Origin of the sequence: Streptomyces sp. NPDC051921, from assembly GCF_040680975.1 — a bacterium.
Classification (GTDB): Bacteria; Actinomycetota; Actinomycetes; order Streptomycetales; family Streptomycetaceae; genus Streptomyces.
In genome coordinates, this window is sequence record NZ_JBFAXU010000006.1 from 15323 (window position 1) to 37593 (window position 22271).

A 22271-nucleotide genomic window follows, 5' to 3' on the forward strand; every position below is an offset into this window, starting at 1 on the left:
CGTGATCGCGGAGCGTAGGCTGGCCGCGTGGCCAGCACCCGTGACGGAGAATCGGCGTCGACCCCCGCGCACGTGCCGGTCGACCTCCAGAGCTTCGCCGTCGCGCTGCGCCGTACGCACGGGGAGATGAGCCGGCTCGTCCACGGTTTCGCGACCACCCATGGCCTCCACCCGACCGACGTGCAGGCGCTGGGTCTCATCCTCGACAGCCCGGAACCACTGACACCCGGCAGATTGCGTGAACAGCTGGGGCTCACCTCGGGCGCGGTCACGGCCTGTCTCGACCGCCTGGAGAAGGCCGGTCACATCCGCAGGTCCCGGGCGGACACGGACCGCCGCGTGGTGCACGTGCACTACGTGGAGAGCGCGCGCGCCGTCGCCCGGCTGTACTTCCGCCCTCTGGCGGAGGCGGCCACCAGGGCGAGGGACCGGTTCGACGACGAGGAACTGGCCACCGCGCTGCGGTTCCTCACCGCGCTCAACGAGGAGCTCGGTGCCCTTCGGACACCCAGGCGCTGACGGCTCGGCCCTTGCCCTCGGCGACCTCCGCCGGTTCGCCGTCCACAAGACGCGCACGCGCGACGGGTACGACGCGCACACGTGACGGGTGAGGCGCGCACACGTGACGCGTGAGGCGCGCACACGTGACGGGCAGGTCCGGCCGCGCGACGGGCAGGTCCGGCCGCGCGACGGCGACTGGTCCGGCCGCGCGACTGCCTGGAGGTGACGGCGTGTGCGCCGACGACCTGCGTACGCCGACCGGCGCCTCCGTCCTCCCCCGGCCCGCGAGTCCAAGACCAGGCGCCAGGCGCAGCGGTCGTCCCGTGCGGAACGCCAGGGGCCGGATGGCGGGGGCGGGGACGTGCTCACGTGTGGGGTGCCAGCAGTTCGGCGACCAGGCGTACCGTGCGGCGCTTCCAGCCGGAGGATCCGCCCAGCATCGTGTGCCCGCCGCCGCGCATCGGAATGCCGGTGGCGTCGGCACCTGCCGACCGCGCTCTGTGGACGAACTCCCAGGACTCCCTCGCGGAGGTGACCCGGTCGGCCTCGTCGTGCAGCAGGTAGACCGCCCGGCCCGCGAGGTGTGCGACGGGCTCGCCCGGCGGACACCAGGGGGCCAGGGCCACCACGCCGCGGACCATCGGGTCCCCGGCGGCACGCAGCGCCGCACGGCCGCCCATGGAATGGCCGACGAGGACGACGGGGACCTCCCCCACGGTCCGCCGCACCGTTGCGATGGCGGCCTCCGCGTCCCGCGCGGCGTCACGACGGCCGCCGTTCCAGCCGCGATGGCGGTAACGCACCTCCGCGACGAGCACGTCCCGGCCCGCGAGGGCCCGTGCGACGCCCCGGGAGAAGGGCCGCATGCGCAGCGCGGGAAGGTTGATCGGAGGCGGCGGCCCGAGGCCCTCGGAGCGGCCTCCGTACAGCAGGAGGACCGCCGCGCCCGGAGCGGCGGGTGACCGTACGACGTGGAGAGGGCCGCCCGCGCGCCGCCGGAGCCACCCGGCCCTGCCCGTCATCAGGAGCCGGTCCCGCTCGCCGCACGCGGCGGCCGCGGAAGGAAGCCGCTCGTGCGGGCCCGGTAGGCCGCGTAGCCGGGGCGCTCGGCCATGTGGGCCTCCAGCATCCGTTTGCCGCTCCCCCAGATGAGCAGCCCGCTCATCACCAGGGGCGACACGACGGTGAGGGCGGCGGTGGGCCAGGTCGCGCACGCGGTCAGGTAGAGGCCCCACCAGACGAGGAAGTCGCCGAAGTAGTTGGGGTGCCGGGTCCAGGCCCAGAGTCCGCGGTCCATGACCCTTCCGCGGTTGGCGGGGTCGGACTTGAAGCGGGCGAGCTGGTGGTCGCCCACGGCCTCGAAGGCGACCCCCGCGGCCCACAGGACGAGGCCGGCGACCAGCAGGGCGTCCACTCCTTCGGGCAGGTACGCCGCCGCCTGCACCGGGAGAGAGACGAGCCAGACGAGGGCGCCCTGCAGGAGGTAGACCTTGCGCAGGGCGACGAGCGCGGGATTGCCGGGAACCCGGGAGAGCATCCGTGCGTAACGGGGGTCCTCTCCGTGCCCGCGTCCCCGGCGGGCGATGTGGAACGCGAGCCTCAGCCCCCACAGACAGGTCGCCGCCGTGACGGCGAGGCGACGGACGTCGTCCCCGTGGCCGGCGGAGAGCGCGTAGGTCACCGACGCGACGGCGGTGAACGCCAGGCCCCAGGCGATGTCGACGATCCGGTGAACGCCCTTCACCAGAGCCACGGCGAACGTGCCCAGCATGACCGCGAGGGCGGTCCCCGCCGAAGCGGCCAGGTTCACCGCGAACGCGGAGACGTTCACCGGGACGCCTGCCCTTCCGAGCCGGTCTCGACGAGCCGGAGTTGGCGGACGTCGAGGAAGTGCGAGCGGAACCCCGCCTCGGAGTAGGCCAGGTACAGCTCCCACATGCGACGGAAGACCGGGTCGAAGCCCAGGGCGTCGACTTCCGCCGCCCGCTGGAGGAACCGTTCCCGCCAGATCCGGAGCGTCTCGGCGTAGTGGTCACCGAAACCGGTGTCGTGGGTGATGCTCAGACCGGCCGCAGCGCTCTCCCGGCGGATGGCGTCCGGTGACGGGATGAGGCCTCCGGGGAAGACGTACTTGCTGATCCAGGTGTGCGTCCGTGCGGTGGTGAGCATCCGCTCGTGCGGCATCGTGATGGCCTGGACGGCCACGCTGCCGCCGGGGGCGAGGAGTCGGCGGAGGGCACCGAAGTAGTCGGGCCAGAACTCGGCACCGACGGCCTCGATCATCTCGACGCTGACGACGGCGTCGTACCGGCCCTCGACCTGCCGGTAGTCACGCAGTGCGATCTCGACGCTCCGTTCCACTCCCGCTCGGGCGATGCGGCCCATCGCGAGCTCGCGCTGGGCCGGGGAGAGCGTCACGGTCAGGACGTCGGCCCCTCGGAGTGCGGCACGGACGGCGAGTTCACCCCAGCCCGTGCCGATCTCGAGCAGCCGGGTTCCCGGGCCGACGCCCGCGAGATCGAGCAGCCGGTCGATCTTGCGGTGTTGCGCGGAGGTCAGCGCGTCCGGTGTCGCGGGGAGGGTGTCGAACACGGCCGAGGAGTACGTGAGACTCGGGTCCAGGAAGAGGGCGAACAGGTCGTTCGACAGGTCGTAGTGGCGGTGGATGTTGTCGCGGGCCCCGTCGAGCGTGTTGCGGTCGCGGGTGGGGCGGCGGTGCGCCCAGAGGCCCCGGAGTCGGCGCAGCGAGCGCGGAACGAGGTCGTCCACATGGGTCGCCAGGACGGTGAGCACACCGACGAGATCGTCGCTGTCCCATTCTCCGGCCATGTAGGACTCGCCGAAGCCGATCAGGCCGTCGGCGCCGATCCGCCGGTGGAACGCGGCCGGGTCGCGCAACGTCAGCGTCGGCACCCCGACCTCGTTCGGCGCGTCGCGGTCTCCGTCGTTCCGTATCCGGAGCGGCAGGCGGGCCAGGGCGCGTTCGACGACGTGCCGGGCGACGGCCGTGCGCGCGGCGGAGGCACGCGGAAGGCTCGCCACGTCGGGCCATCGCTGCGGGTCGACGACGGCTGGTCGGCCGGGGGTCGTGCGGGCGTGTGCGGCCGATGAGGTGGAGACAGTCACAGCATGCCTTCCCTGGTGGGCGGAGCGGGTCGGGGACGGACGGACAGTCCCTTGAGGTACAGGCGGATCCCGTGCCAGCGGATGCCGACGCTGACGGCCGCCGTCGACCAGGGATGGCGGAGCACCGCGGTGAGCAGTCCACGTGTGTCGGCGGTGCGGTGACGGCCTCGGACGGTGGCGGTGAGCGGCCGGGAGCCGTCCGGGTGCCGCAGTTGGACGGTGAGGTCGAGACGCTCGCCCGGCAGGGGAAGCCGCATCCGGTAGGAGCCTTCGACGTCGAAGAACGGCGAGACGTAGAAGTCCTTGGGGACGTCGGCACGTCCCTCCCCGTCGGGCCGCAGGAGGTAGCAGTGCCGGCCGCCGTAGGTGTTGTGCACCTCGGCGACGACGCAGACGGGCCGGCCGCTGCGGTCGTGGCACCAGTACAGCGTGAGCGGGTTGAAGACGTGGCCGAAGACGCGGGCGTGGGCGAGCATCAGGACCCGGCCGTCGGCGTTGCGCACCGACTGGGACGCCAGGTAGGCGTCGAGGCCGGCGCGGATGGTGGCTGCCCGGCCGCCGAAGTGGTCGCGGGCGTCGAAGCGGGCGAGGGACCGCAGCAGGCGGGGCGGTTCGGGCAGGTCGTCGAGGTCCACGAGCCAGAGGTACGTGCGTCGGCGCAGGGAATGTCGCACCGGCTGGACGCGGGTGTGGGCGACCTCGCAGGTGTACAGCGCGGGCACGGAGACGGAAGCCGAAGCGGGTACGGGTACGGGTCCGGGTGCTGGTACGGGTGCTGGTACGGCTGGCGCGGAGTCGGCCGGCCTGATCTCGGAGCTCACCACGTCACCCCCAGAGCGCGTGCCGCTTCTGCTCCGGAACGGCAGCCGTCCTCGTGGAAGCCCCATCCGTGGTAGGCACCCGCGAAGGCGGTGACGGACGTGGCGAGAGCGGGGAGCTCCCGTTGGGCCGCGACGGAGCGGGCCGTGTACACAGGGTGCTCGTACACCATCCGTGCGATCACGGTGCTGGGGTCGACACGCTCGTCGGGGTTGAGGGTCACGATGTGCGGCTCGGTCAGGGGGAGGCGCTGCAGCCGGTTCATGTCGTAGCTCACCCGCACGGAACCGGGACGTGCCGTGCAGGACGGCATCCAGTAGTTCCATGATGCTCGCGCGTGCGGTGAACGCGGTAGGACGCGGGTGTCGCGGTGCAGGACGGTGGGGTTACGGGAGTAGGTGAACGCTCCCAGGACGCGGCGCTCGTCGGGGGTCGCGTCGACGAGCATCCGGAGGGCCTGGTCCGGATGAACGGCCACCACGACGGCGGCGTGCAGGCCGGACTCCCCGTCCTCGGTGGTCACGCGCGCATGGTCGGGGCCACGCTCGATCGCCCGCACGGGCGTGGCCGTCCGGATGGTGGCGATGCTCTTGGCCGCCTTCTCCACGTAGGACGAGGAGCCTCCTGCCACGGTCTTCCACTGGGGCGATCCCGTGGTGGAGAGCAGCCCATGGTGGTCGAGGAACCGGAAGAGGTACGCGGCCGGGTACAGCAGGGAGGTGTCCGGGGCGCAGGACCAGACGGCGGACACGAGCGGCAGGGCGAAGTGGCTGACGAAGTAGGGAGAGAAGCCCTTCCTGTTCAGGAACGAACCGAGGGTCTCGGTGTCGTCTCCGCACGTGAGCAGCCGACGGGCTGCCCGGTGGAAGCGTGGTACGTCCGCGAGCATCCGCACGTGACGGCTCCGCAGGGCGTTGCCGCCGCCGAACAGGCCGCGGGGGCCGCGCGCGCCGGCGTACTCGAGACCGCAGCCGTCGCACCGCACGGACATGCTCATCTCGGAGTTCTGGGTGACGACGCCGAGCTCGCGGAAGAGACGGAGAAGGTTCGGGTAGGTGCGCTCGTTGTGGACGATGAAGCCGGTGTCCACGCGGACGGTGCCGCCCGCCTCGGTCGGAAGCTCGTGGGTGTGGGCGTGGCCTCCGAGCCGGGAGTCGGCCTCGTACAGGACCACGTCGTCGGTGCGCGAAAGGATGTGGGCGGCGGTCAGGCCCGCCACTCCGGCCCCGACGACCGCGATGCTCCGCCGGCTCATTCGTTCCCCCCTTGTGTCATGGGCTGTACGGGGTGCCCTTCGCGCGGCGGGCGGGCGGGTTCGCCCGACACCGCGCTGCGGCCCGGCACGTGCTCGGCGCCGTCGGTGTGCACCGCCTGCCGGTGGGCCCTGGTCAGGCAGTGCTCGTCGCCGCTTGCGCGTCCAGCGCCGTCCTCCTCGTCCGTCGGCGCGGAGACCGGGGAACGGAGGTGGTGTGCCGTGGCCGCTGTGATCATGACGACTCCTGTTGTCCGGCGTGCGTCCGGGTGAGGAGACTCCCGCTGCCACCGGGGCGGGTACGTCCCGGCTGTCTCAGGGTCGGGCGGCATCCCTTTCCCCCTCAAGCCGCAGCGTTTGTGCATCGCTTCTTGCGGGCGCTGTCACTGCCCGCCCCTTGCCTGCATCCGTCGGGCGCTCTGCGGAGGAAAGAAGGGTGATCAGCTTGAGAAAACCCGTCCCGCTTCGAGCGGACCCGTTCGAGCCGACCCAGGAGGTCATGCGGTGATCGTCGTAGAACGTGACATCGTCCTCCCCGCCCCCCTTGACGAGGCGGTCTCCTACCTCGAGGACTTCCGTCGCACGGAGGAATGGGACCCGGGAACACTGCGCTGTGTCCGGAGCGACGAAGGGCCGGTGCGGCCGGGTTCCGTGTGGCGGAACACCTCACGCTTCCGCGGACGCACGACCCGATTGACGTACCGGCTCGACGTCATGGAGCCGGCCCACCTGGCGTTCGTCGGTACGAACAAGTCGGTGACGGCGACCGACGACATGCGCTTCGAGGCGCGCTCGGGCGAGGAGACCCTCCTGAGGTACCGGGCGTCACTCCGCTTCAAGGGCTTGGCGAAACTGGCCACTCCGTTCCTGAGGGCCGAGTTCGAGGCGCTCGGGGACAAGGTCGCCCGACGCCTCCCGATCGCTGTCGCGGAACACCGTCGCTGACCGAAAGCCCGGCCTGGTCAGGACGTCGGACCGGTCACGAGCGGCCGCCGGCCGTCGGCATGTCAGTGGGCTCTGACAGACTCACGGTCATGATCGACATCGATGACCTCGTGCAACGCGTCGCCGGCCGGGCCGCATCGGACAGCGAGGACCTTCCCGGGCCTGTCGACGATGCCGTGATCGCAGAAGCCGAGGGGCGACTGGGATTCGCGCTGCATCCGCTACTGGCACGCCTGTACCGCGAGGTCGCTGACGGCGGCTTCGGCCCTGACTACCGACTGCTGCCGCTACTCGGTCCGGGTTCCGGCGTCGTCGGCGAATACCTGACGCGACGCGAGGCGTCCCGTGGCGCCGAGCACCCGGAGTGGCCGCACGGCGTCGTACCGATCCTGACCTGGGGCTGCGCCATGTACGCAGGCGTTGATTGCCTCAGTGAAGACGGTCAGGTCCTGCTCTTCGAGCCGAATCCGTACAGTGGCGGGTCGTGGGAGCAGTGTTGGTTCCTCGACTCCTCCAGCCTCGCAGCGTGGCTGGAGACTTGGCTCGCGGGGACCGGCTGGTTCGAGGAGGACGCCTTCGACAGGGACGACCTGATCGAGCCGCAGCCATGGGACCAGGCCGCTCACCGACTGGCCTCCGCCGCATAGCCCCACAGCAACACTGCGTCCCGTCGGCGCAGCCGCCCGCCACGCGGAACGGCTCGGCCGACCCGACGCCGACCGGTGCGGCCTCATCGTCGCCCCCGGCGGTGCGACCGTGGTCGCACCCGCGCCGCGACACGTCGGCGGTGCGCGCTCCGCGGGCACGGCGAGCGCGGTCACGTCCGTGACGCGTCTCCGCCGGGTCGTCGTCCATGGCGTTGTGATGTGGAAAGCCCCGAACCCGCCCTCGCGGCCCCGGATCTGCACGTGGTGATGTGCTGTGCAATGTGCACCTTCACCTGTACGCGGTACTGAGCTGCACTGTTGATGGGGAATCGAACCCCAGCGTTGCTCTTCACGCACCAGGAGTGGGTTGGAAACCGCCAACCCTCGGTGTGTGCACGCCTCCGAAGCTGCTACCTGCTCCACATCGTCCCGGTCGGCCGGACTCAGTCCAGCAGGTCGACCTCCCAGTTCGTCCGCTGGATCCGCACATCGACCTCACGGATCTCCCGAGCGAGAGCATCCGCCTCACCGCGCAGTTCCGCGACCGGAAGCGCGGCAAGCATCATCAACTCGGACCGGAGCTGACGGCCGTATCCCCGCTCGCCCTGACCCGCCGCCGCGTCGGCCGCCGCGGTGACCACGGAGTGACGCAAACGCAGGACGTCCCGGCGCGCGAGCGCATCCGTGAGCGTGCCGTACGGCCCCATCTCCACGGTGGCATTGGTCCGATTGATCCGACGGATCAACGATTCCAGAGTGTTCAGCACCTCACCGGCCTCGGCCAACAGCTGGGCTGCGTCCTCGGCGGGCGTCTCCCCCTCCTGGCATCGCGCACTGCTGACGACCCGCGCTCGTAGCTGTTCCACACGGCGCGTCGCCTCCGCACGTTCCGCCAGAGCTTCGGCAAGCTTCACTGTCGCCACCTCCCCGTCCATGATCCACCCCGAGTATACGAAGGAGGACCGGCCCATCCGATCCGGCTGCGGCTCCACCCCCAGCGCTAGGGTGGCGGCATGTCACTGGGTCACGTAGTCCTTTCGTCCGGTCGTTCGATCCGGCTCACCGAGCTGCGGATGTCTTCGACCTACGGGGGGATGCTGGAGGGCTACCCGTGCAGGCGCGTCAACGACCGGAAGGTCGACTGGCTTCGCAGGCAGGCCGAACGCGCGTTTCCCTCCACGCCGGTCCATTTCGTTCCGCCCTCCCGCGAGTACCCGGACGAGACGGCCGGCGCCTTCGGTCCCGTCGAGGTGCTGCCTTCCGTGTTCTGCGTCGGTGTCTTCCACTCCGTGGCGATCGACCCGGCCATGGACGGTTCCGCCCTCGCCGTCGCCTGGTTCCAGCCCCTCCCGCAGGTACCGGCGGGTGAAAACGCCGGTCTCGCGCTTCGCGGCATCCACTGGGAGGAGCTGGCCCAGGACTACGAGCTGTAGCGAGGTGTGCCGGTCGCGGCCACACGTTGACGGCAGCGACGAGGACGGTGGCCCCATGAGGCACCCCACGAGCATGTCGCGACGCGTGGCTGCTTGCCGCTTTGCTCCTGTGGCTCCGCAAGGCCGCATCGCGAGTGCGTCTCAGCGGCCGGGAGACCGGGCAGCGAGGGCGTTCGGCGGGATTCCCTGCGCTGCCAGTCGGGACAGGAGTTCCGCCTCCTGGCCCTGTGTGACGGTCATCCACAGCGAGGTTCCCGAATCGCCGGCGCTGAAGACCAGCTGGTCCCCTCGCCGGCCTTCGGCGTTGATCGTATGGGGAGCCAGGTCCAGCAGCAGTTCGAACTGCGCGTCGTCATGGACGTCGATGTCGATGCCCATTCCAGGGTCAGCGCGTCGGGAACGGGTGCCATCTGCCACCGCCTCCCTGGCCAGGGACAGCGCGCGTTCGTAGGAAGGCAGCACTTCGGGTGGCCAGGCATCGTCGCTGTAGGCGTCGAGGTGGGCGGCCTCGATGCCCGAACGCAGTACGCGAAGCGCCTCACGGTGAACAAGGGCGACATCCGCGGGACTCAATCCGCCCACGAGTACAAGATCTCGGCTCACGCCGCCATGCTGGTTGATCACATGCATGACCTTGCCACAGGCAGTTTCACGCGCCTTCAGAGGACGGCCTCCGCACAACGTGATCTTCGTCGGACATCCTCTAGTGCGGCGCGCGGAGCAGGGCGGCGAGGGATGCGGCGAGTTCCACCGGCTCCACGGGCAGGGTGCTCACGGCGTCGGCGTGGCTCCACGTGGCCAGCCAGGCGTCCTGCGGGCGTCCGATCAGGAGCAGGACGGGCGGGCAGCGGAAGACCTCGTTCTTGATCTGCCAGCACACGCCCATGCCGCCGATGGGGACCGACTCGCCGTCGAGCACACAGGCGTCGATACGGCGCGCGTCCAGTGCCAGCAGGACCGCGGGCAGGGTCGCGCACTCGACGAACGCGACCGGCGGGACGTCGGACGCGGGCCTGCCGCCGATGGCCAGCCTGACCTGTGCCCGCGTGTCGGCATCGCTGCTGTACAGGAGGACGGAAGCGCTCGACGGCATCGTTTCTCCGGCTGCGTGATCGGCCGTGGTGGACCGGAACGCGGACCTGCTCGACAGCTCCGGGACCTGGATGTTCAAAATTGCATGAATCGGGTATTCCCGCATGTTCGGAACTAACCGGGCGCCTGCTGTTTCCGTACCGGCAGGCACGCGACGTCGCGGCACGGCGGTGAGAACCGATGACTCAATGCAAGACCCCCGACTACCGCACCGGCCATCGCGGACGGCACTGGACGCACGCCCTGCGCTGCGCGCAGAAGACCGGAGCCGTCATCGTCACCGACGAGACGGAGGAACCGGTGGCCTACGCCCACGAGGCCTCCGGGCCCGGCCGCTTCCGGCCCTGGATCACCGAGGCAGGATCCCGCTACGACAGTCACGACGTACACCCCGAGTGGTGACGGGCGGGCCGCTCCTCGAGCGGGCCGCCGCCGTCCGACCGGACGGATGCGGGGGGGGCAGCCCCCGGTGTCGGCAGGTGGCGTGTCGGTCTCGCCGTCACCACCGACCGTAGCGATGCGGAAAGGAGCCTGGTCGGCGGGTCGAGCATGCCGAGAGGGCGGCGCCTCCGGGCATCCGCGTCACCACCTCGCCATCGGCGGTCACTGACCGGACGGACACGTCCGGTCAGTGACCGGCCCGTCAACGAGACCCGTCTAGGACGTGTGTCGAAAGCGCTGCTCGCCATTCTCGTCGGTCGCTGGATACGTGAGCCGGGGGTGACGCGCGCCACCTCTCCAGGCACGCAGTTGAACGCGTTCAACGAGTCTGGCAAGGTGGCTTCCCGCAGCCCATTCCTGTCGATTGACCGACGAGGGCTGGGGGCGGGAGGGCCTGATGACGGGTGGAAGCAGGCTGCGTGCGTGGGGGGCAGCCCTTGGCGGTTTGATGGTGATGTTGGCCGTTCTGACTGCATGCGCGGGCCCCTATCAGTACTACGAGGGAACGGGGCTCCACGACGCCACGGCGGCCGAAGTAGCCGGGGGTTGGGAGAACGTCGAGGGGACCCGCGTGGTGCTCCATAGGGACGGAACGGCCCTTATCGAGAAGCTCGACGGGAAGGGCTTTGACTTCGAGGACGGCTGGCGTCTCTCCGGTACGGGAACCTGGCAGCTGGCCGACGACGACGGCGGGCAAGTCGTCCGGCTCGCGCTGACGGACCGGACCCGAGTCGAGAAGCGCTCTCCCGCGCCTGCGGCTGACCCTTCGGCTCCGGAGCCCCCGTCGACCTACTCGTGGTTCTTCTACGTGGACCGCGATCCGCACGACGGGCTGGTGCTGTTCTTCATGTACGGCGACCCGGACATCGGGAACATGTACGTGATGACGCGCGAGACAGGGTCATAGCCATTCGTTGATCGCTGCGACCAGCACGGTCGCCTCGAAACGGACGGCGAGCTTGTCGTACCGCGTGGCGACAGCACGGTTCCTCTTGAGGCGGTTGATCCCGCACTCGACCGCATGGCGCTGACGGTAGTCGACCGGGTCGAAGCGCGGTGGCCGGCCGCCGCGGGAACCGAGCTTCTGGCGGTTGCGCGCCTGGTCGGCCTTGTCCGGGATGGTGCAGCGGATCCCGCGCCGCCGCAGGTAGGCCCGGTTCCTGCGGGGGGCGTACGCCTTGCCGGCCCGCACCCGATCGGGGCGGACCCGCGGTCGGCCCGGCCCGATGCGGGGCACGCGGACCTTCTCCAGCACCGGTTCGAACTGCGGTGAGTCCCCGCGCTGCCCGGCCGTGATCACGATCGACATGGGCTTCTGACCCTGTTCGACGGCCAGGTGGACCTTGGTCGTGAACCCGCCGCGCGACCGTCCCAGCCCGTGATCGACCGGCTCGGTGAACACGCCGCCCGGCGGTTCCTTCTGCAGGTCACCCTGCTTGCGGGCCCCAGCCGCGTGCTGATGGGCGCGGCAGACCGTGGAGTCGACGCTCAGGTCCCACGTGATCGCACCTTCCGCGTCTGCCAGGGACTGGAGCCGGGCGAGGATCTGGTGCCAGGTGCCGTTGCGTTGCCACCGGCGGAACAGATCGTAGATCCGGCCCCACGGCCCGTATTCCGCGGGCACGTCCCGCCACGGAACACCGGTCCGGACCCGAAACCGTATGCCGTCGATCAACTGCCGCCGAGGCCAGACCGGCGGCCGGCCTGCTTTCGAACCCTTCGGCAACAACGGCTCCAGCACCGCCCACTGCCCGTCCGTGAGATCTCCCCGCCCCATGAACCAAGATCATTCACAGCCCAAGATCCACTTTCGATACAGGGCCTAGCTCAGCGTCTTCACCGCAGCCGCGTCGTACGGCTGCAGTTCGTCGGTCCGGCCCTGGAGGACCTTGGCCGCCCACTCCGGGTCCTGGAGCAGTGCGCGGCCGACAGCGACCATGTCGAACTCGTCGCGCTCCAGACGGTCGAGGAGGCCGTCGATGCCCTGGACCGGCGCACCCTGGCCCGCGAAGGCGTGGATGAAGTCGCCGTCGAGACCGACCGAGCCCACGGTGATGGTGGGCCTGCCGGTGAGCTTCTTGGTCCAGCCCGCGAGGTTCAGGTCCGAGCCGTCGAACTCGGGGATCCAGTGGCGCCGGGTGGAGGCGTGGAACGCGTCGACGCCGGCCGCGGCCAGCGGGGTCAGGATCGCCTCCAGCTCCTCCGGGGTCTCGGCGAGCCGCGCGTCGTACGCGTCCTGCTTCCACTGCGAGTAGCGGAAGATCACCGGGAAGTCGGACGAGACGGCCGCGCGGACCGCGGCCACGATCTCGGCCGCGAACTTCGTACGGGCCACGGGGTCGCCGCCGTAGGCGTCGGTGCGGCGGTTCGTCCGCTCCCACAGGAACTGGTCGACGAGGTAGCCGTGGGCTCCGTGCAGTTCGACGCCGTCGAATCCGATGCGTTCGGCGGCCGCGGCGGCCTCGGCGAAGGCGCCGATGACATCGTCCAGGTCACTCTGGGACATCGCCTCGCCCGTACCCTCGGTACCGTCGGGGCGGATGCCGGACGGGCCCATGGCCGGGGCGTCGGCATAGGGGGCCTGGCCCTGCTTGCGCACCATGCCGATGTGCCACAGCTGCGGGACGATCGTGCCGCCCGCCGCGTGCACGTCCTCGGCGACCTTCGCCCACCCCGCCAGCTGCTCCTCCCCGTGGAACCGCGGTACGCGGTCGCTCTGGCCTGCGGACCCATGGCCGACGTAGGTGCCCTCGGTGACGATGAGGCCCACGCCGGCGGCAGCGCGGCGGGCGTAGTACGACCGCACGTCCTCGCCGGGAACGCCGCCGGGGGAGAACATGCGCGTCATCGGCGCCATCACGATGCGGTTCGGGACGGTCAGACCGTTCAGGGCGACGGGCCGGGACAGGATCTCGGCCGCTCGGGAGGTGGGGGACGCGGTGGCGGTCACAGGGGCGCTCCTCGTTGCCTTTTACTTCATAACCTTGATGCTTGAGAACTTCATGCAATCAAGGTGAAGCTTGAGGTAGATGTTTGAGATAGTCAAGCTTTCCGAGATAGGCTCACTGCCATGGCAGAAGCTCCTCGCGCAACAGCACCGGTGGACACGTCCCAGCTCATGGAGCTGCTGTCGGTGTCGCTCGGCGTCTACTACGGCGACTTCACCGTCGCGGCAGCGAGTGAGAACCTCACGGCGAGCCAGGGCAAGGCGCTGACCGTCTTGCGCCGGGGCCCGGCAGCCATGCGGGCCCTGGCCGAGACCATGACCTGCGACGCGTCCAACATGACCGGGATCATCGACCGGCTGGAGAAGCGCGGCCTCGTACGCCGTGAAGCCGGCGCCTCCGACCGGCGGGTCAAGAACGTCATCCTCACAGCCGAGGGTGAGCGTGTCGCCGATACGATCCGCGCGAAGATGCACACCACCCTGGACGGCCTGGACCGGCTCAGCGACGAGGACCGGAGTTCCTTGTACGCCCTGCTGGAGCGGGTCTTCGTCCCCCGACCCGCCGCCTGACCGGGGCGGCCGGCCCCGACGGGCCGCGACCCCGCCGCAGGGCGGTCGTCACGGGCAGCGCAGGACGAGGTGGTCGAGCCATCCCAGCTCCCACCTGTTGATGTGCCAGCCTTCGCACAGCTCGGCGATGCGGGCGGCGGGGAGCGCGCAAAGAGGATGCGTCGTCGCTCCCGCCCCCGGAAAGGTGACGTCTGTCGGCGCGGTCTGCGCTTCCCGCCGGGCGCGTCGTCAGGGGTGGGGTCCGGGGGGCCACGTGGCCTCCTATCGAGGGGCGGAGGCCCGGGTTGGGACGTCTTGAGGAGCGGAAGCCGGGGTGGGGACATCCGGAGTGGGCGGGAGGAACTTGGCGGACTTGACCCCGAGCTGGGCGGCGAGGAACTCGGCGGCGTCCGGGCGCATGCGGGCGAGGGCGACCATGCCGGTGATGACGACGTCGGCGACTTCCTCGTGCACGTCCTGCCAGGTGTGGGAGGTTCCCTTCCTTGGGTTCGTGCCTCTGACGCCGATGACTGCTTGAGCGGCTTCGCCGAACTCCTCGCCGATCTTCAGAACCTGCAAGGCCCACCACTCCTCGCGGGTCATGCCCTTGTCGGCATCGGCGGCGTCGAAGGTGGCGGCGAGGGTCTGGATCGTGCGCCAGGAGTCGGGATTCATGCGGACTGTCCCCTTGCGGTCGGCGTGGGCGTGGGTGCGCTGAGCAAAGAGCCTGCCCGCGCCCCGGTGGGGGCGCGGGCAGCTCGGGCGGGGATCACTCGAATGTGGAAGTGAGGGGGACGTAGGGGCTGCTCTTCGTCAGGTCGCGATCGGCGGCCATCGGCTTGAGGGTGGCGCCGGAGCGACAGCCGCGAGGGGCACCTGCGCCGCGCTCGCCCTTGACGCCCACGGCACGCGACACCCGCTCCTGGGCGAGGGTCCGGGTGCCTGGTGCCCGTTCACGCGGCCGGGGTGAGTTCGGCGCGGCCGAACAGCAGCGCGTAGCCGGTGGGGAGTTGGTGGAGGATGCGGGTGACGAGGTCGGGACCCGCATGGGCGGCGACGGCCGCGAAGACGGAGCCGGTGTCCCACCGGGTCGTGGCCAGGGATGCGCCGGAACGGGCGGCGAGGTCCTTGACGAAGGCCCATCCGGTCAGCGGCTGGATGTCAGGGATCTGTGCGGTCAGGGCACGTGCGGCCTCCAGGGGCAGGCAGGCGGCCAGGTCGACGCGTTCATCGCCGGTCAGCTGGCGTCCCAGCCCCGCGAGAACCAGGCGGACGGCTTCCTCGGCTCTCTCGCGGGTGGGGTAAGCGCCTTCGTAGCGGACCTTCTCCAGCATCTGCTCGTACCCCGTCGAGTGCGGCTGCTGGGGCGCAAGCGGTACGCGCACGTCGGTGATCACTGCGGGCATGCCTTTCGTGGAGTCAGGGCGGAGGGGTGCCGGCGTGCGGCACCGGTGGTCAGATGGGCTGGGGGCGGCCGAAGAGGAGGTCGTAGCCGACCGGGAGCTGGAGCAGGATCTGTCCCAGGAGGTCCGGGCCGGCGGCGTCGGTGACGGTGGACAACACGGCGCTGACGTCCCAGGCCGCGGTCTGCTCGGTGGCGCCTTCGATCCACGCGGCGGTCGCGCGGACGAACCGCTCGGGGGGCAGCGGCTCGGCGCTCTGCAGCGGGTTGAGCAGGATGAGGGCGAACTCCTCCGGGAGGCGCGCCGCGAGCTGGGCGCGGACTCCGCCGACCAGGTGTGCGCCGAGGAGGGCGAGCACCACGCGGGCGGCGCGCTCGGCTTCCTCCGGAGTGTCGTACTCGCCGCGTTCCTTGACGCGGTCGAGAAAGGCTTCGCGTCGCAGGGTCATCGCTGCCGTCACCCCTTCTTCTTCGGACTGCCCTGGGGGTGCGGAGAGCGGGGGGGAGGAGGGGGGATCAGGTCCCCGCTCTCCGCACGCGTCCGGCCGGTGTCAGCCGGAGATCTCCCTGCGGCCGGATCCGACGCCGATGGAGATCTTGCGGGGCTTGGCCCGCTCGGCGATCGGGATGCGCAGGGTGAGCACGCCCGCGTCGTACTCGGCCTTGATGTGCTCGGTGTCGAGGGTGTCGGCGAGCACGATCTGGCGGGAGAAGACGCCCAGCGGCCGCTCGGACAGCTCCATCTGCACGTCGTCGGCCTTCGCCACCGGCCGCCGCTCGGCCTTGACGGTGAGCATGTTCCGCTCGACGTCGATGTCGATCGCGTCCGGGGCGACGCCGGGCAGGTCGAAGGCCACCACGTACTCGTCGCCCTCGCGGTAGGCGTCCATCGGCATCGCCGACGGCTTGGACCACGTGCCCGGGCCCATCAGCTGCTGCGCCAGCCGGTCCAGCTCACGGAAGGGGTCAGTGCGCATCAACATCGTGAAAACACCTCCAGCAGGTTCAGGCAGTAACTGCCAATGCGCCTCACTGAGACCGTTGTAACATGTCATCCAATGGATGACAAACACGATGTCGTCTACCTGATGACAACCCGAGGGAGGTGTCCGTGACCCCGGCCGACCAGCCGTCCCCGCCCGGCACCGATGCCCACAGCCCCGTGTCGTTCCTTGCCGCCGCGGCCGCCCTCAGCGCCATAGACGCCGCCCTGCGACAAGCCCAGCACGAGGCCCCGGACGCCCCCGCCGGTCCCGACCCCGGCCCGGAGCAGGCCCTGGCCTCCTTGTCGCTGCTGCGGCAGGTACGCGAGCAGCTCGCCGGGTGGGAGACCGGCCTGATCGAGACGGCCCGCGACGCGGGAGCCAGTTGGGCCGACCTCGCCCACCCTCTCGGCGTCGCCAGCCGCCAGGCCGCCGAGCGCCGCTACCTGCGCGGCCGTCCCGGTCCTGCCGGCACCACCGGCGAGCAGCGCGTCCAGGCCACGCGTCAGGCCAGGGCCGCCGACCGCACCGCCGCCGTCTGGGCCAGCCACAACGCGGCAGACCTGCGCCGCCTCGCCGGGCAGATCACCGCACTCACCGACCTTTCCCCCGCCGCCCGCCGCCCGCTCGGAGAGCTCCACGCGGCCCTCGGCCACGACGATCCGGCACGCCTGATCGCTCCCCTGGCCGCCGCCCGCCCCCACCTGGCCGCCGCCCACCCCGACCTCGCGGCCCGGATCGACACGCTCGCACCCCCTCCCCCTGACCCCGCCCGGCGCACCCCTGGGTGAACGAGCGGAGCCCGGAGACCCACGCGGCCGGCCTGGAGGGCCCTCGCCCGCTCCTTCGGCCCGCCCGCGGGTGGGCGGGACGCTTCGGGTGGGCGGGACGCTTCGGGTGGGCGGGACGCTTCGGGTGGGTAGGACGCTTCGGGTGGGCGGTCAGGAGGCGGCGAGGACGTCGGAGAGGCTCGCGGCGGGGCGGTGGAGCATCTCCGTCAGCGTGCGCCGCTGGTGCTCGGTCAAGGTGGCGACGAAGATCACCGCGTCGGCGCCGAGCCGGTCACAGGTCTGAGCCACCTCGCGGACCTTCCCCTGGCTCAGCAGAGTCCGCGAGGAGAAGGGCAGCCCCATGCGTCGGGCCCCGCCGTCCGAGACGCCGCGCCGTTGCACGATCCGGGCGACCACCCGACCACCCTGCGCTGCCAGTTCTTCGGCCGCCGATGCCATGAGCGTTTCGAAGTCCTTCTGCTTCGCGGAGAAGTAGCCGACCAGGACCACATCAGCGCCCACGACCGTGATCCGGGGCGGCCGGCGCCGGGCCGGCTCCGACCGGGCACGGCGAGCCGGGCGCCGATCGCGCCCTCGGAGCTGATGCATGCGCCACAGGCTAGATGCCCCGCTGCCCGCCGCGGTACCTGGTTTCCCCGTCTGCCTCCGCCTTCTCCGCTGTTGCTGTCCCGTGCCGGCCCGACTGCCGGACGGCGGGCCGTGGATGACGGGCGCCACGGCTGCGGTGTCAGTCGGCTCACGTATTCTTCCCGCCACGCAGATCGACTCGGAGGATCAAGAGAATTGACTGGCCTGTCCGCTTTCCCGCTGCCGTTCCAGGCATCCCGTTCCCTGCCGTTCGCGACACCCCGAACGCTGAGGGAACTTCAGATGATGCAGTGCAGCGCGCACATTCGGGCGAAGCCGGGGTGGTTCGACAAGATGCACGACGCCGACATCGTCGCCAGGTGGACGCACGAGGCGGTCGCCCAGGGCCTCACCGAAGCCCAGGTGCGTCATGTGCTCGACGAACTCGCGCACTATGCCGCGCTGCGGGACGAACGAACCGGCATCGAGGTGTCCGCGGTCGACGGGGTGTGGCAGTCGGACACGCTCGTCGACGACGAGCTCAGGTCTCGACTGCGCAAGGCGGTTCAGGTTCTCGAACAGGTCCCGGAGGACGAGCGGGACTGGCACCCCGGATCGGACGGTCAGGTACTGGACCTGGTCCATCCCTCACTGTTCTGCCTGGTGCGAGACGCGAGTGGCGGGCCCGACCGGGCCTGGCAGAACCCGACGGACCGCTACTCGAAGCACGAGTTCTCGGAGAGGTTCCAATGGCTGCCCACGGACGTCGAGGTCGATGACGACGGCGAGGTCGCCTTCCGTTCGTACGTCAACAACGTCCACCCCGAGAAGCACCGCGAACTGGCCGCCGTTCTGCCGGACTTGTTCGGGCGCCTGCGCCCGCTCCTGGAGAACGTGCTCACCGATCTGCGTCATCCGCGGCCCCCGCGGATCGTGGCCGATCCTTATGGGTGGTACGACTCGGAGCCGGAGTACCCGGACGAATCCTCCTACCCCGATGCGGCGGCCTACGCGGAAGCTCTCGACGCATGGGAACAGGCCCAGGACGACTGGTGGGAGAACCGCCGCCCCGTCGTTCCGGACGCCCCGGCCTTCACCCCGCCCGCGCTGCCCGACGCATCCGCCCGAGTCGAACTGCGCGGTCGTCGCCTCCAGGTCATCGTCAAGCTCGCCACCCTTCACCTCACCCCGGACAAGCCCGAGTACTCCGGCGGTTCCTGGCACGTCGAAGGGATGATGAACGAGCGGATCGTCTCGACCGGCATCTACTACTGGGACAGCGAGAACGTCACCGAGAGCCGGTTGGGTTTCCGGGCGGCGCTCGACGACCCGAACTACGAACAGAACGACGACAACGGTCTGCGCGAGGTCTACGGCCTGGAGGACGAAGACGCGCTGAACCAGATGCTGGGGTCGGCCTCGACCCCGGCGGGCCGCTGCCTGGCGTTCCCCAACATCCTGCAGCATCGCGTCGACCCGTTCCGTCTCGCGGACCCCACCCGCCCGGGACACCGCAAGATTCTCGCGTTCTTCCTGGTCGACCCGTCGCAGAGGATCGTGTCGACGTCCGACGTGCCACCGCAGCAGCCCTGGTCCGACACCTCGACCATGACGCTCGAACAGGCCAAGGACTACCGCGAACAGCTGATGCGGGAACGCAAGTTCTTCGTCGACGAGCACAACGAGCAGCTCTACGAGCGAGAGTTCTCGCTCTGCGAGCACTGAGCCTCGTCCGTGCGGGGCAGCCCGGCGGACGCGCTCAACACGACCACGCCCCGGTGTCCCGCTGACCGACTCCCTGACGGCGGAACCGGCTGCCCACTGCCCGCCGGCCACAGCGGCGTCCACACCGGCTCCCGGTGTGGACGCCGCGGAGTCCCTGATCGTTCGAACGCGGGCCCGGGACGTTCCTCATCGAGCCGGCCGAGTATTCTCCGGGCTCCCGGCCCCTCAGCCGCTCGTCCCGTTTCGACTCGGACGGCGCGGTTAGACGCGTAGGTGTGAAGAGCTATGCAACCGCCCTGCGGTCGGTGCTGCCTTCCGGGCAGGAGGCCGGCGTCGTGCTGAGGGCGATGGAACGTCTGGAGAAGTCTCCGCGCGGCGACCTGGTCGTGGACGCCCTGCGCGGAGCCGTGCGGAGCCTCCCCCTGGGGCGCGGCCGGGACGTCCTGCACGGGCGGTGGCTCGGGCATCCCGTGCATCCGCTGCTCGTGCAGTTTCCCCTCGGCGCGTGGCTTTCGGCCGCCGTGCTCGACCTGGTTCCCGGCCAGGCCCGTGCCGCGCGGCTGCTCGTCGCCGCGGGACTCGCCGGGGCGGGGCCCGCGGCCCTCGCCGGCTGGGTCGACTGGGCCGAGATGCGGCGGCCGCAGCAGCGGGTCGGCCTGGTGCACGCAGCGGCCAACATCGCAGGGGTCGGACTGTACGCCGCCTCGCTGACCGCCCGCTGCCGGGGCCGCCACTGGCGGGGCCGGATGTGGGGCTTCTGCGGCCTCACCGCGATCGGCGTGGGCGGTGCCATCGGTGGGCACCTCGCCTACCGGCAGGCCGCCGGCGCCAACCACGCCGAGCAGGTCGCCGCGCTCGTCCCGCCCGGCTGGCACGTCGTCGCGGACCTCGCGGACCTGCCGCTCGGCCGGCCGCAGCGCGGCCACGTCGGCGAGGTGGCCGTGGTCGTCGTGCGGACCGGGGAGGACACCGTGCGGGTGCTGGCGGATCGGTGCAGCCACATGGCCGGGCCGCTCTCCGCGGGCGAGGTCGTCGACGGCTGCGTGGTCTGTCCCTGGCACGGCAGCACGTTCCGTCTGGAGGACGGCTGGAACGTGACGGGTCCGGCCACCGCTCCTCAGCCCGCCTTCGAGTCCCGGATCGTCGACGGACGGATCGAGGCACGCCTCTCTTCATGACCACGTGACGAAGGGGGCGAACGCCCGCGGACGCTGGGCGAGCGACCGCGGGGCCGTGCCGCGCTTCTACCGGTCCGCCACGCGCCTCGCGCGCAGCGCACTCCCCCACGTCCCTCCCTCCCGGCCCACCCTTTCCGTCCGGCCCGCCCGGCTCCGGCTCCCCCGGCTCCGGCTCCCCCGGCTCCGGCTCCCCCGGCTCCGGCTCGCCCGGCCCAGAAGCGTCCGACGCGCTCCCGCGCAGGCCGCGCGGCCCGCCGTGACGGCCGCCCCTCCGACGCCCGGAGCGCCGACGGGGTCACCCCCGCGGCAGTCGGCGCAGGGCCACCGCACCCAGCGCCGCATGCAGGGCGCTCGCGGTGATCGCCACGACGTGCAGGCCGGTCACGAAGGCCGCCCTGGCCTGCGCGGCCCCCGCCGCGTCCAGGGTCCGAAGCTGCAGGGTCGCGTCGAGGGTGGGGGCCAGGCCGGGACCCTGCAGGCGGAAGACCAGCACGGCCAGCGATCCGAGGAGCGCGATGCCCAGGGCGTTGCCGATCTCGTTGCTGGTCTCGGCGAGGGCCCCGGCCGCCCCGGCCCGCTCCGGAGGGACCGCCCCGACCGCGGTGTCGGCGACCACCGCGAAGGAGATGCCGTAGCCGATTCCGGCGACGGCGGTGGAAGCGACGTACCAGCCGGTACCGCCGCCGACGGAGGTGACGAGCAGCGCCAGGAGTCCTACGGCGATCGCGAAGTGGGCCGTTGCCAGCACCGTCCGTTTGCCGACCCGGTCGACGACCCTGGGGACGACGACGGACGTGGCGGTGAGGACCGCCGCCCCGGGAAGCGCCAGCAGGGCGGCGTGCACCACGTCCAGCTCGCGTACGGACTGCAGGTAGATCGCGGACAGGTAGGCCGCCGCCGACCACGCGGCCAGTGGCAGCAGCCCGGTGACGATCGCGAGGGTGAAGGTGCGGTCCCTGAAGAGCGAGAAGTCGACGAGCGGGTGGACGAGCCGGCGCTGGCGGCTCACGAACCAGGCCAGCAGGGCGGCGCCGGTGCCCGTCGCGCCGGCCGGGAGGGCTGCGATCCCCTCGGCGGCCAGGTGCTTCACGCCGTAGACCGTGAGCATCAGCCCGGTGGACGAGGTCGCCACGCTGAGCACGTCGACGCGTCCTGGGCGAGCGGCCGGGGCGCGGCCCGGCAGCAACGGCGCGAAGACCAGGAACAGGGCGACGACCGGCAGGTTGGTGAGGAACACCGCGCCCCACCAGAGCCGCTCCAGCAGCAGCCCGCCGAGGATCGGGCCGATCGCGAATCCGCCGGCGAACGTCGCCGCGAAGATCCCGATGGCACGGGCCCGCAGACGCGCGTCGGGGTACAGCTCGCTCAGCACGGCCAGCGCCGAAGGCAGCAGGGTGGCACCGGCGATTCCCATCAGTACGCGGCAGGCGATGAGCAGTTCGGGCGTGGGGGCGAACGCCGCCGCCGCGGAGGCCAGCCCGAAGAGGGCGGTGCCGGCGGTCAGCAGCCGGAGCCGCCCGTACCGGTCGCCGATGGCGCCGAAGGCGATCAACAGTGAGCCGACGGCGAAACCGTAGCCGTCCAGGATCCACAGCGCCTGGTCGGCGCTGGGCGTGAGGGCCCGGGACAGGCGGGGCATCGCCAGGAAGAGGATCGACCCGTCCAGGGACACCAGGAGGACCGGGGCGAGCACCACCGACAGGCGCAGCCAGGAGGGGAGATCCGGCCGCGTGGCCGAGGGCGAGGGGGGACGCTGCCGGTTGTCTGTCTTCGTCGTCATGGCCACCACGCTCGACGCGGGTCTCCCGCACAGCCATCCCACCCTCGTGGGTACACCCACCAGGTACCCCCTCGGCTCCCCCACCGACACGGT

27 protein-coding genes are annotated in these 22271 nt (G+C 71.2%); 10 read left to right on the top strand and 17 right to left on the bottom strand.

What is annotated here, in order from left to right; genetic code table 11:
* The first annotated feature begins 27 nt into the window (after positions 1-27).
* Complete coding sequence (locus tag AB0M16_RS09965; protein WP_365340804.1) at positions 28-519, top strand: MarR family transcriptional regulator; 492 nt, start codon at positions 28-30, stop codon at positions 517-519.
* A 347-nt stretch (positions 520-866) separates the two neighbouring features.
* On the opposite strand, the gene AB0M16_RS09970 is transcribed toward AB0M16_RS09965, so the two are convergent.
* The 6 genes from AB0M16_RS09970 to AB0M16_RS09995 all read right to left on the bottom strand — a co-directional run bounded on the left by AB0M16_RS09970 (position 867) and on the right by AB0M16_RS09995 (position 5937).
* Positions 867-1523: an alpha/beta fold hydrolase gene (locus tag AB0M16_RS09970; protein WP_365340806.1), complete on the bottom strand. Its 657-nt coding sequence runs from the start codon at positions 1521-1523 to the stop codon at positions 867-869.
* Positions 1523-2272 carry a DUF1295 domain-containing protein gene (locus AB0M16_RS09975; protein WP_365341294.1) on the bottom strand — a complete coding sequence of 250 codons (750 nt, stop codon included), beginning with the start codon at positions 2270-2272 and terminating at the stop codon, positions 1523-1525. Before AB0M16_RS09975 ends, AB0M16_RS09970 begins: the two co-directional genes overlap by 1 nt.
* A 56-nt stretch (positions 2273-2328) precedes the next feature.
* A complete protein-coding gene (locus AB0M16_RS09980; RefSeq protein ID WP_365340808.1) occupies positions 2329-3627 on the bottom strand; it encodes a cyclopropane-fatty-acyl-phospholipid synthase family protein in 1299 nt (432 codons plus the stop codon).
* The gene (locus AB0M16_RS09985) at positions 3624-4349 is read right to left on the bottom strand and encodes a DUF1365 domain-containing protein (protein ID WP_365340810.1); all 726 of its coding nucleotides are present in this window, start codon (positions 4347-4349) and stop codon (positions 3624-3626) included. The genes AB0M16_RS09980 and AB0M16_RS09985 overlap by 4 nt, the downstream gene beginning before the upstream one ends.
* A 95-nt stretch (positions 4350-4444) precedes the next feature.
* The gene (locus AB0M16_RS09990) at positions 4445-5701 is read right to left on the bottom strand and encodes an FAD-dependent oxidoreductase (protein WP_365340812.1); all 1257 of its coding nucleotides are present in this window, start codon (positions 5699-5701) and stop codon (positions 4445-4447) included.
* Positions 5698-5937 carry a hypothetical protein gene (locus tag AB0M16_RS09995; RefSeq protein ID WP_365340814.1) on the bottom strand — a complete coding sequence of 80 codons (240 nt, stop codon included), beginning with the start codon at positions 5935-5937 and terminating at the stop codon, positions 5698-5700. Before AB0M16_RS09995 ends, AB0M16_RS09990 begins: the two co-directional genes overlap by 4 nt.
* A gap of 265 nt (positions 5938-6202) precedes the next feature.
* Between AB0M16_RS09995 and AB0M16_RS10000 the strand changes: the two genes are divergently transcribed.
* The gene (locus AB0M16_RS10000; RefSeq protein WP_365340816.1) at positions 6203-6643 is read left to right on the top strand and encodes an SRPBCC family protein; all 441 of its coding nucleotides are present in this window, start codon (positions 6203-6205) and stop codon (positions 6641-6643) included.
* Between the two features lie 89 nt (positions 6644-6732).
* Positions 6733-7290 (top strand): SMI1/KNR4 family protein, encoded by a 558-nt coding sequence (locus AB0M16_RS10005; protein WP_365340818.1) that lies wholly within the window; start codon positions 6733-6735, stop codon positions 7288-7290.
* Between the two features lie 443 nt (positions 7291-7733).
* Here AB0M16_RS10005 and AB0M16_RS10010 read toward each other — a convergent pair whose 3' ends face one another.
* Complete coding sequence (locus AB0M16_RS10010) at positions 7734-8204, bottom strand: DIP1984 family protein (protein ID WP_365340820.1); 471 nt, start codon at positions 8202-8204, stop codon at positions 7734-7736.
* A gap of 99 nt (positions 8205-8303) precedes the next feature.
* Here AB0M16_RS10010 and AB0M16_RS10015 point away from each other — a divergent pair, with 99 nt between their 5' ends.
* Positions 8304-8723 carry a hypothetical protein gene (locus AB0M16_RS10015; RefSeq protein ID WP_365340822.1) on the top strand — a complete coding sequence of 140 codons (420 nt, stop codon included), beginning with the start codon at positions 8304-8306 and terminating at the stop codon, positions 8721-8723.
* A gap of 141 nt (positions 8724-8864) precedes the next feature.
* Here AB0M16_RS10015 and AB0M16_RS10020 read toward each other — a convergent pair whose 3' ends face one another.
* Both AB0M16_RS10020 and AB0M16_RS10025 read right to left on the bottom strand, forming a co-directional pair.
* Complete coding sequence (locus AB0M16_RS10020) at positions 8865-9347, bottom strand: hypothetical protein (protein WP_365340824.1); 483 nt, start codon at positions 9345-9347, stop codon at positions 8865-8867.
* Positions 9348-9426: 79 nt separating this feature from the next.
* Positions 9427-9816, bottom strand: a complete 390-nt coding sequence (locus AB0M16_RS10025; protein ID WP_365340826.1) for a hypothetical protein — start codon at positions 9814-9816, stop codon at positions 9427-9429.
* Positions 9817-9995: 179 nt separating this feature from the next.
* On the opposite strand from AB0M16_RS10025, the gene AB0M16_RS10030 reads away from it, so the two are divergent.
* Positions 9996-10217 carry a hypothetical protein gene (locus tag AB0M16_RS10030; protein ID WP_365340828.1) on the top strand — a complete coding sequence of 74 codons (222 nt, stop codon included), beginning with the start codon at positions 9996-9998 and terminating at the stop codon, positions 10215-10217.
* Between the two features lie 436 nt (positions 10218-10653).
* Entirely contained in the window at positions 10654-11163 is a 510-nt protein-coding gene (locus AB0M16_RS10035) for a hypothetical protein (protein WP_365340830.1), read from the top strand.
* Here the strand turns inward: AB0M16_RS10035 and AB0M16_RS10040 are convergent.
* Together AB0M16_RS10040 and AB0M16_RS10045 are read right to left on the bottom strand one after the other, a co-directional pair.
* On the bottom strand, positions 11158-12033 hold the full coding sequence (locus AB0M16_RS10040; RefSeq protein WP_365340832.1) for an IS5 family transposase: 876 nt from the start codon (positions 12031-12033) through the stop codon (positions 11158-11160). The genes AB0M16_RS10035 and AB0M16_RS10040 overlap by 6 nt on opposite strands.
* Positions 12034-12078: 45 nt before the next feature.
* Positions 12079-13206, bottom strand: coding sequence for an NADH:flavin oxidoreductase (locus AB0M16_RS10045; protein WP_365340834.1), 1128 nt, complete (start codon positions 13204-13206; stop codon positions 12079-12081).
* 168 nt (positions 13207-13374) lie between these two features.
* Between AB0M16_RS10045 and AB0M16_RS10050 the strand changes: the two genes are divergently transcribed.
* Positions 13375-13773, top strand: coding sequence for a MarR family transcriptional regulator (locus AB0M16_RS10050; protein WP_365341296.1), 399 nt, complete (start codon positions 13375-13377; stop codon positions 13771-13773).
* Between the two features lie 261 nt (positions 13774-14034).
* Here AB0M16_RS10050 and AB0M16_RS10055 read toward each other — a convergent pair whose 3' ends face one another.
* The 4 genes from AB0M16_RS10055 to AB0M16_RS10070 form a co-directional block, all read right to left on the bottom strand.
* Positions 14035-14427: a MazG-like family protein gene (locus tag AB0M16_RS10055; protein ID WP_365340836.1), complete on the bottom strand. Its 393-nt coding sequence runs from the start codon at positions 14425-14427 to the stop codon at positions 14035-14037.
* A 278-nt stretch (positions 14428-14705) separates the two neighbouring features.
* Positions 14706-15149 (bottom strand): DUF2267 domain-containing protein, encoded by a 444-nt coding sequence (locus AB0M16_RS10060; protein WP_365341298.1) that lies wholly within the window; start codon positions 15147-15149, stop codon positions 14706-14708.
* A gap of 58 nt (positions 15150-15207) precedes the next feature.
* Entirely contained in the window at positions 15208-15603 is a 396-nt protein-coding gene (locus AB0M16_RS10065; protein ID WP_365340838.1) for a DUF2267 domain-containing protein, read from the bottom strand.
* Between the two features lie 102 nt (positions 15604-15705).
* A complete protein-coding gene (locus tag AB0M16_RS10070) occupies positions 15706-16137 on the bottom strand; it encodes an Hsp20/alpha crystallin family protein (protein WP_365340840.1) in 432 nt (143 codons plus the stop codon).
* Between the two features lie 128 nt (positions 16138-16265).
* On the opposite strand from AB0M16_RS10070, the gene AB0M16_RS10075 reads away from it, so the two are divergent.
* Complete coding sequence (locus AB0M16_RS10075) at positions 16266-16928, top strand: type III effector protein (protein WP_365340842.1); 663 nt, start codon at positions 16266-16268, stop codon at positions 16926-16928.
* Positions 16929-17078: 150 nt separating this feature from the next.
* Here AB0M16_RS10075 and AB0M16_RS10080 read toward each other — a convergent pair whose 3' ends face one another.
* Positions 17079-17429, bottom strand: coding sequence for a hypothetical protein (locus AB0M16_RS10080; RefSeq protein WP_365340844.1), 351 nt, complete (start codon positions 17427-17429; stop codon positions 17079-17081).
* Positions 17430-17711: 282 nt separating this feature from the next.
* On the opposite strand from AB0M16_RS10080, the gene AB0M16_RS10085 reads away from it, so the two are divergent.
* On the top strand, positions 17712-19220 hold the full coding sequence (locus tag AB0M16_RS10085; RefSeq protein WP_365340846.1) for a DUF4246 domain-containing protein: 1509 nt from the start codon (positions 17712-17714) through the stop codon (positions 19218-19220).
* A gap of 347 nt (positions 19221-19567) precedes the next feature.
* On the top strand, positions 19568-20398 hold the full coding sequence (locus tag AB0M16_RS10090; protein ID WP_365341300.1) for a Rieske (2Fe-2S) protein: 831 nt from the start codon (positions 19568-19570) through the stop codon (positions 20396-20398).
* Between the two features lie 295 nt (positions 20399-20693).
* On the opposite strand, the gene AB0M16_RS10095 is transcribed toward AB0M16_RS10090, so the two are convergent.
* On the bottom strand, positions 20694-22178 hold the full coding sequence (locus AB0M16_RS10095; protein ID WP_365340848.1) for an MFS transporter: 1485 nt from the start codon (positions 22176-22178) through the stop codon (positions 20694-20696).
* Between the last annotated feature and the right edge of the window lie 93 nt (positions 22179-22271).

Excerpts from the sequence above, each read along its gene's own strand:
- AB0M16_RS09970 (WP_365340806.1), bottom strand. The coding sequence starts at position 1,523 with ATGACGGGCAGGGCCGGGTGGCTCCGGCGGCGCGCGGGCGGCCCTCTC.
- AB0M16_RS09975 (WP_365341294.1), bottom strand. The coding sequence starts at position 2,272 with ATGCTGGGCACGTTCGCCGTGGCTCTGGTGAAGGGCGTTCACCGGATC.
- AB0M16_RS09990 (WP_365340812.1), bottom strand. The coding sequence starts at position 5,701 with ATGAGCCGGCGGAGCATCGCGGTCGTCGGGGCCGGAGTGGCGGGCCTG.
- AB0M16_RS09995 (WP_365340814.1), bottom strand. The coding sequence starts at position 5,937 with ATGATCACAGCGGCCACGGCACACCACCTCCGTTCCCCGGTCTCCGCG.
- AB0M16_RS10005 (WP_365340818.1), top strand. The coding sequence starts at position 6,733 with ATGATCGACATCGATGACCTCGTGCAACGCGTCGCCGGCCGGGCCGCA.
- AB0M16_RS10015 (WP_365340822.1), top strand. The coding sequence starts at position 8,304 with ATGTCACTGGGTCACGTAGTCCTTTCGTCCGGTCGTTCGATCCGGCTC.
- AB0M16_RS10025 (WP_365340826.1), bottom strand. The coding sequence starts at position 9,816 with ATGCCGTCGAGCGCTTCCGTCCTCCTGTACAGCAGCGATGCCGACACG.
- AB0M16_RS10030 (WP_365340828.1), top strand. The coding sequence starts at position 9,996 with ATGACTCAATGCAAGACCCCCGACTACCGCACCGGCCATCGCGGACGG.
- AB0M16_RS10035 (WP_365340830.1), top strand. The coding sequence starts at position 10,654 with ATGACGGGTGGAAGCAGGCTGCGTGCGTGGGGGGCAGCCCTTGGCGGT.
- AB0M16_RS10040 (WP_365340832.1), bottom strand. The coding sequence starts at position 12,033 with ATGGGGCGGGGAGATCTCACGGACGGGCAGTGGGCGGTGCTGGAGCCG.
- AB0M16_RS10050 (WP_365341296.1), top strand. The coding sequence starts at position 13,375 with ATGGAGCTGCTGTCGGTGTCGCTCGGCGTCTACTACGGCGACTTCACC.
- AB0M16_RS10055 (WP_365340836.1), bottom strand. The coding sequence starts at position 14,427 with ATGAATCCCGACTCCTGGCGCACGATCCAGACCCTCGCCGCCACCTTC.
- AB0M16_RS10065 (WP_365340838.1), bottom strand. The coding sequence starts at position 15,603 with ATGACCCTGCGACGCGAAGCCTTTCTCGACCGCGTCAAGGAACGCGGC.
- AB0M16_RS10070 (WP_365340840.1), bottom strand. The coding sequence starts at position 16,137 with ATGTTGATGCGCACTGACCCCTTCCGTGAGCTGGACCGGCTGGCGCAG.
- AB0M16_RS10090 (WP_365341300.1), top strand. The coding sequence starts at position 19,568 with ATGGAACGTCTGGAGAAGTCTCCGCGCGGCGACCTGGTCGTGGACGCC.
- AB0M16_RS10095 (WP_365340848.1), bottom strand. The coding sequence starts at position 22,178 with ATGACGACGAAGACAGACAACCGGCAGCGTCCCCCCTCGCCCTCGGCC.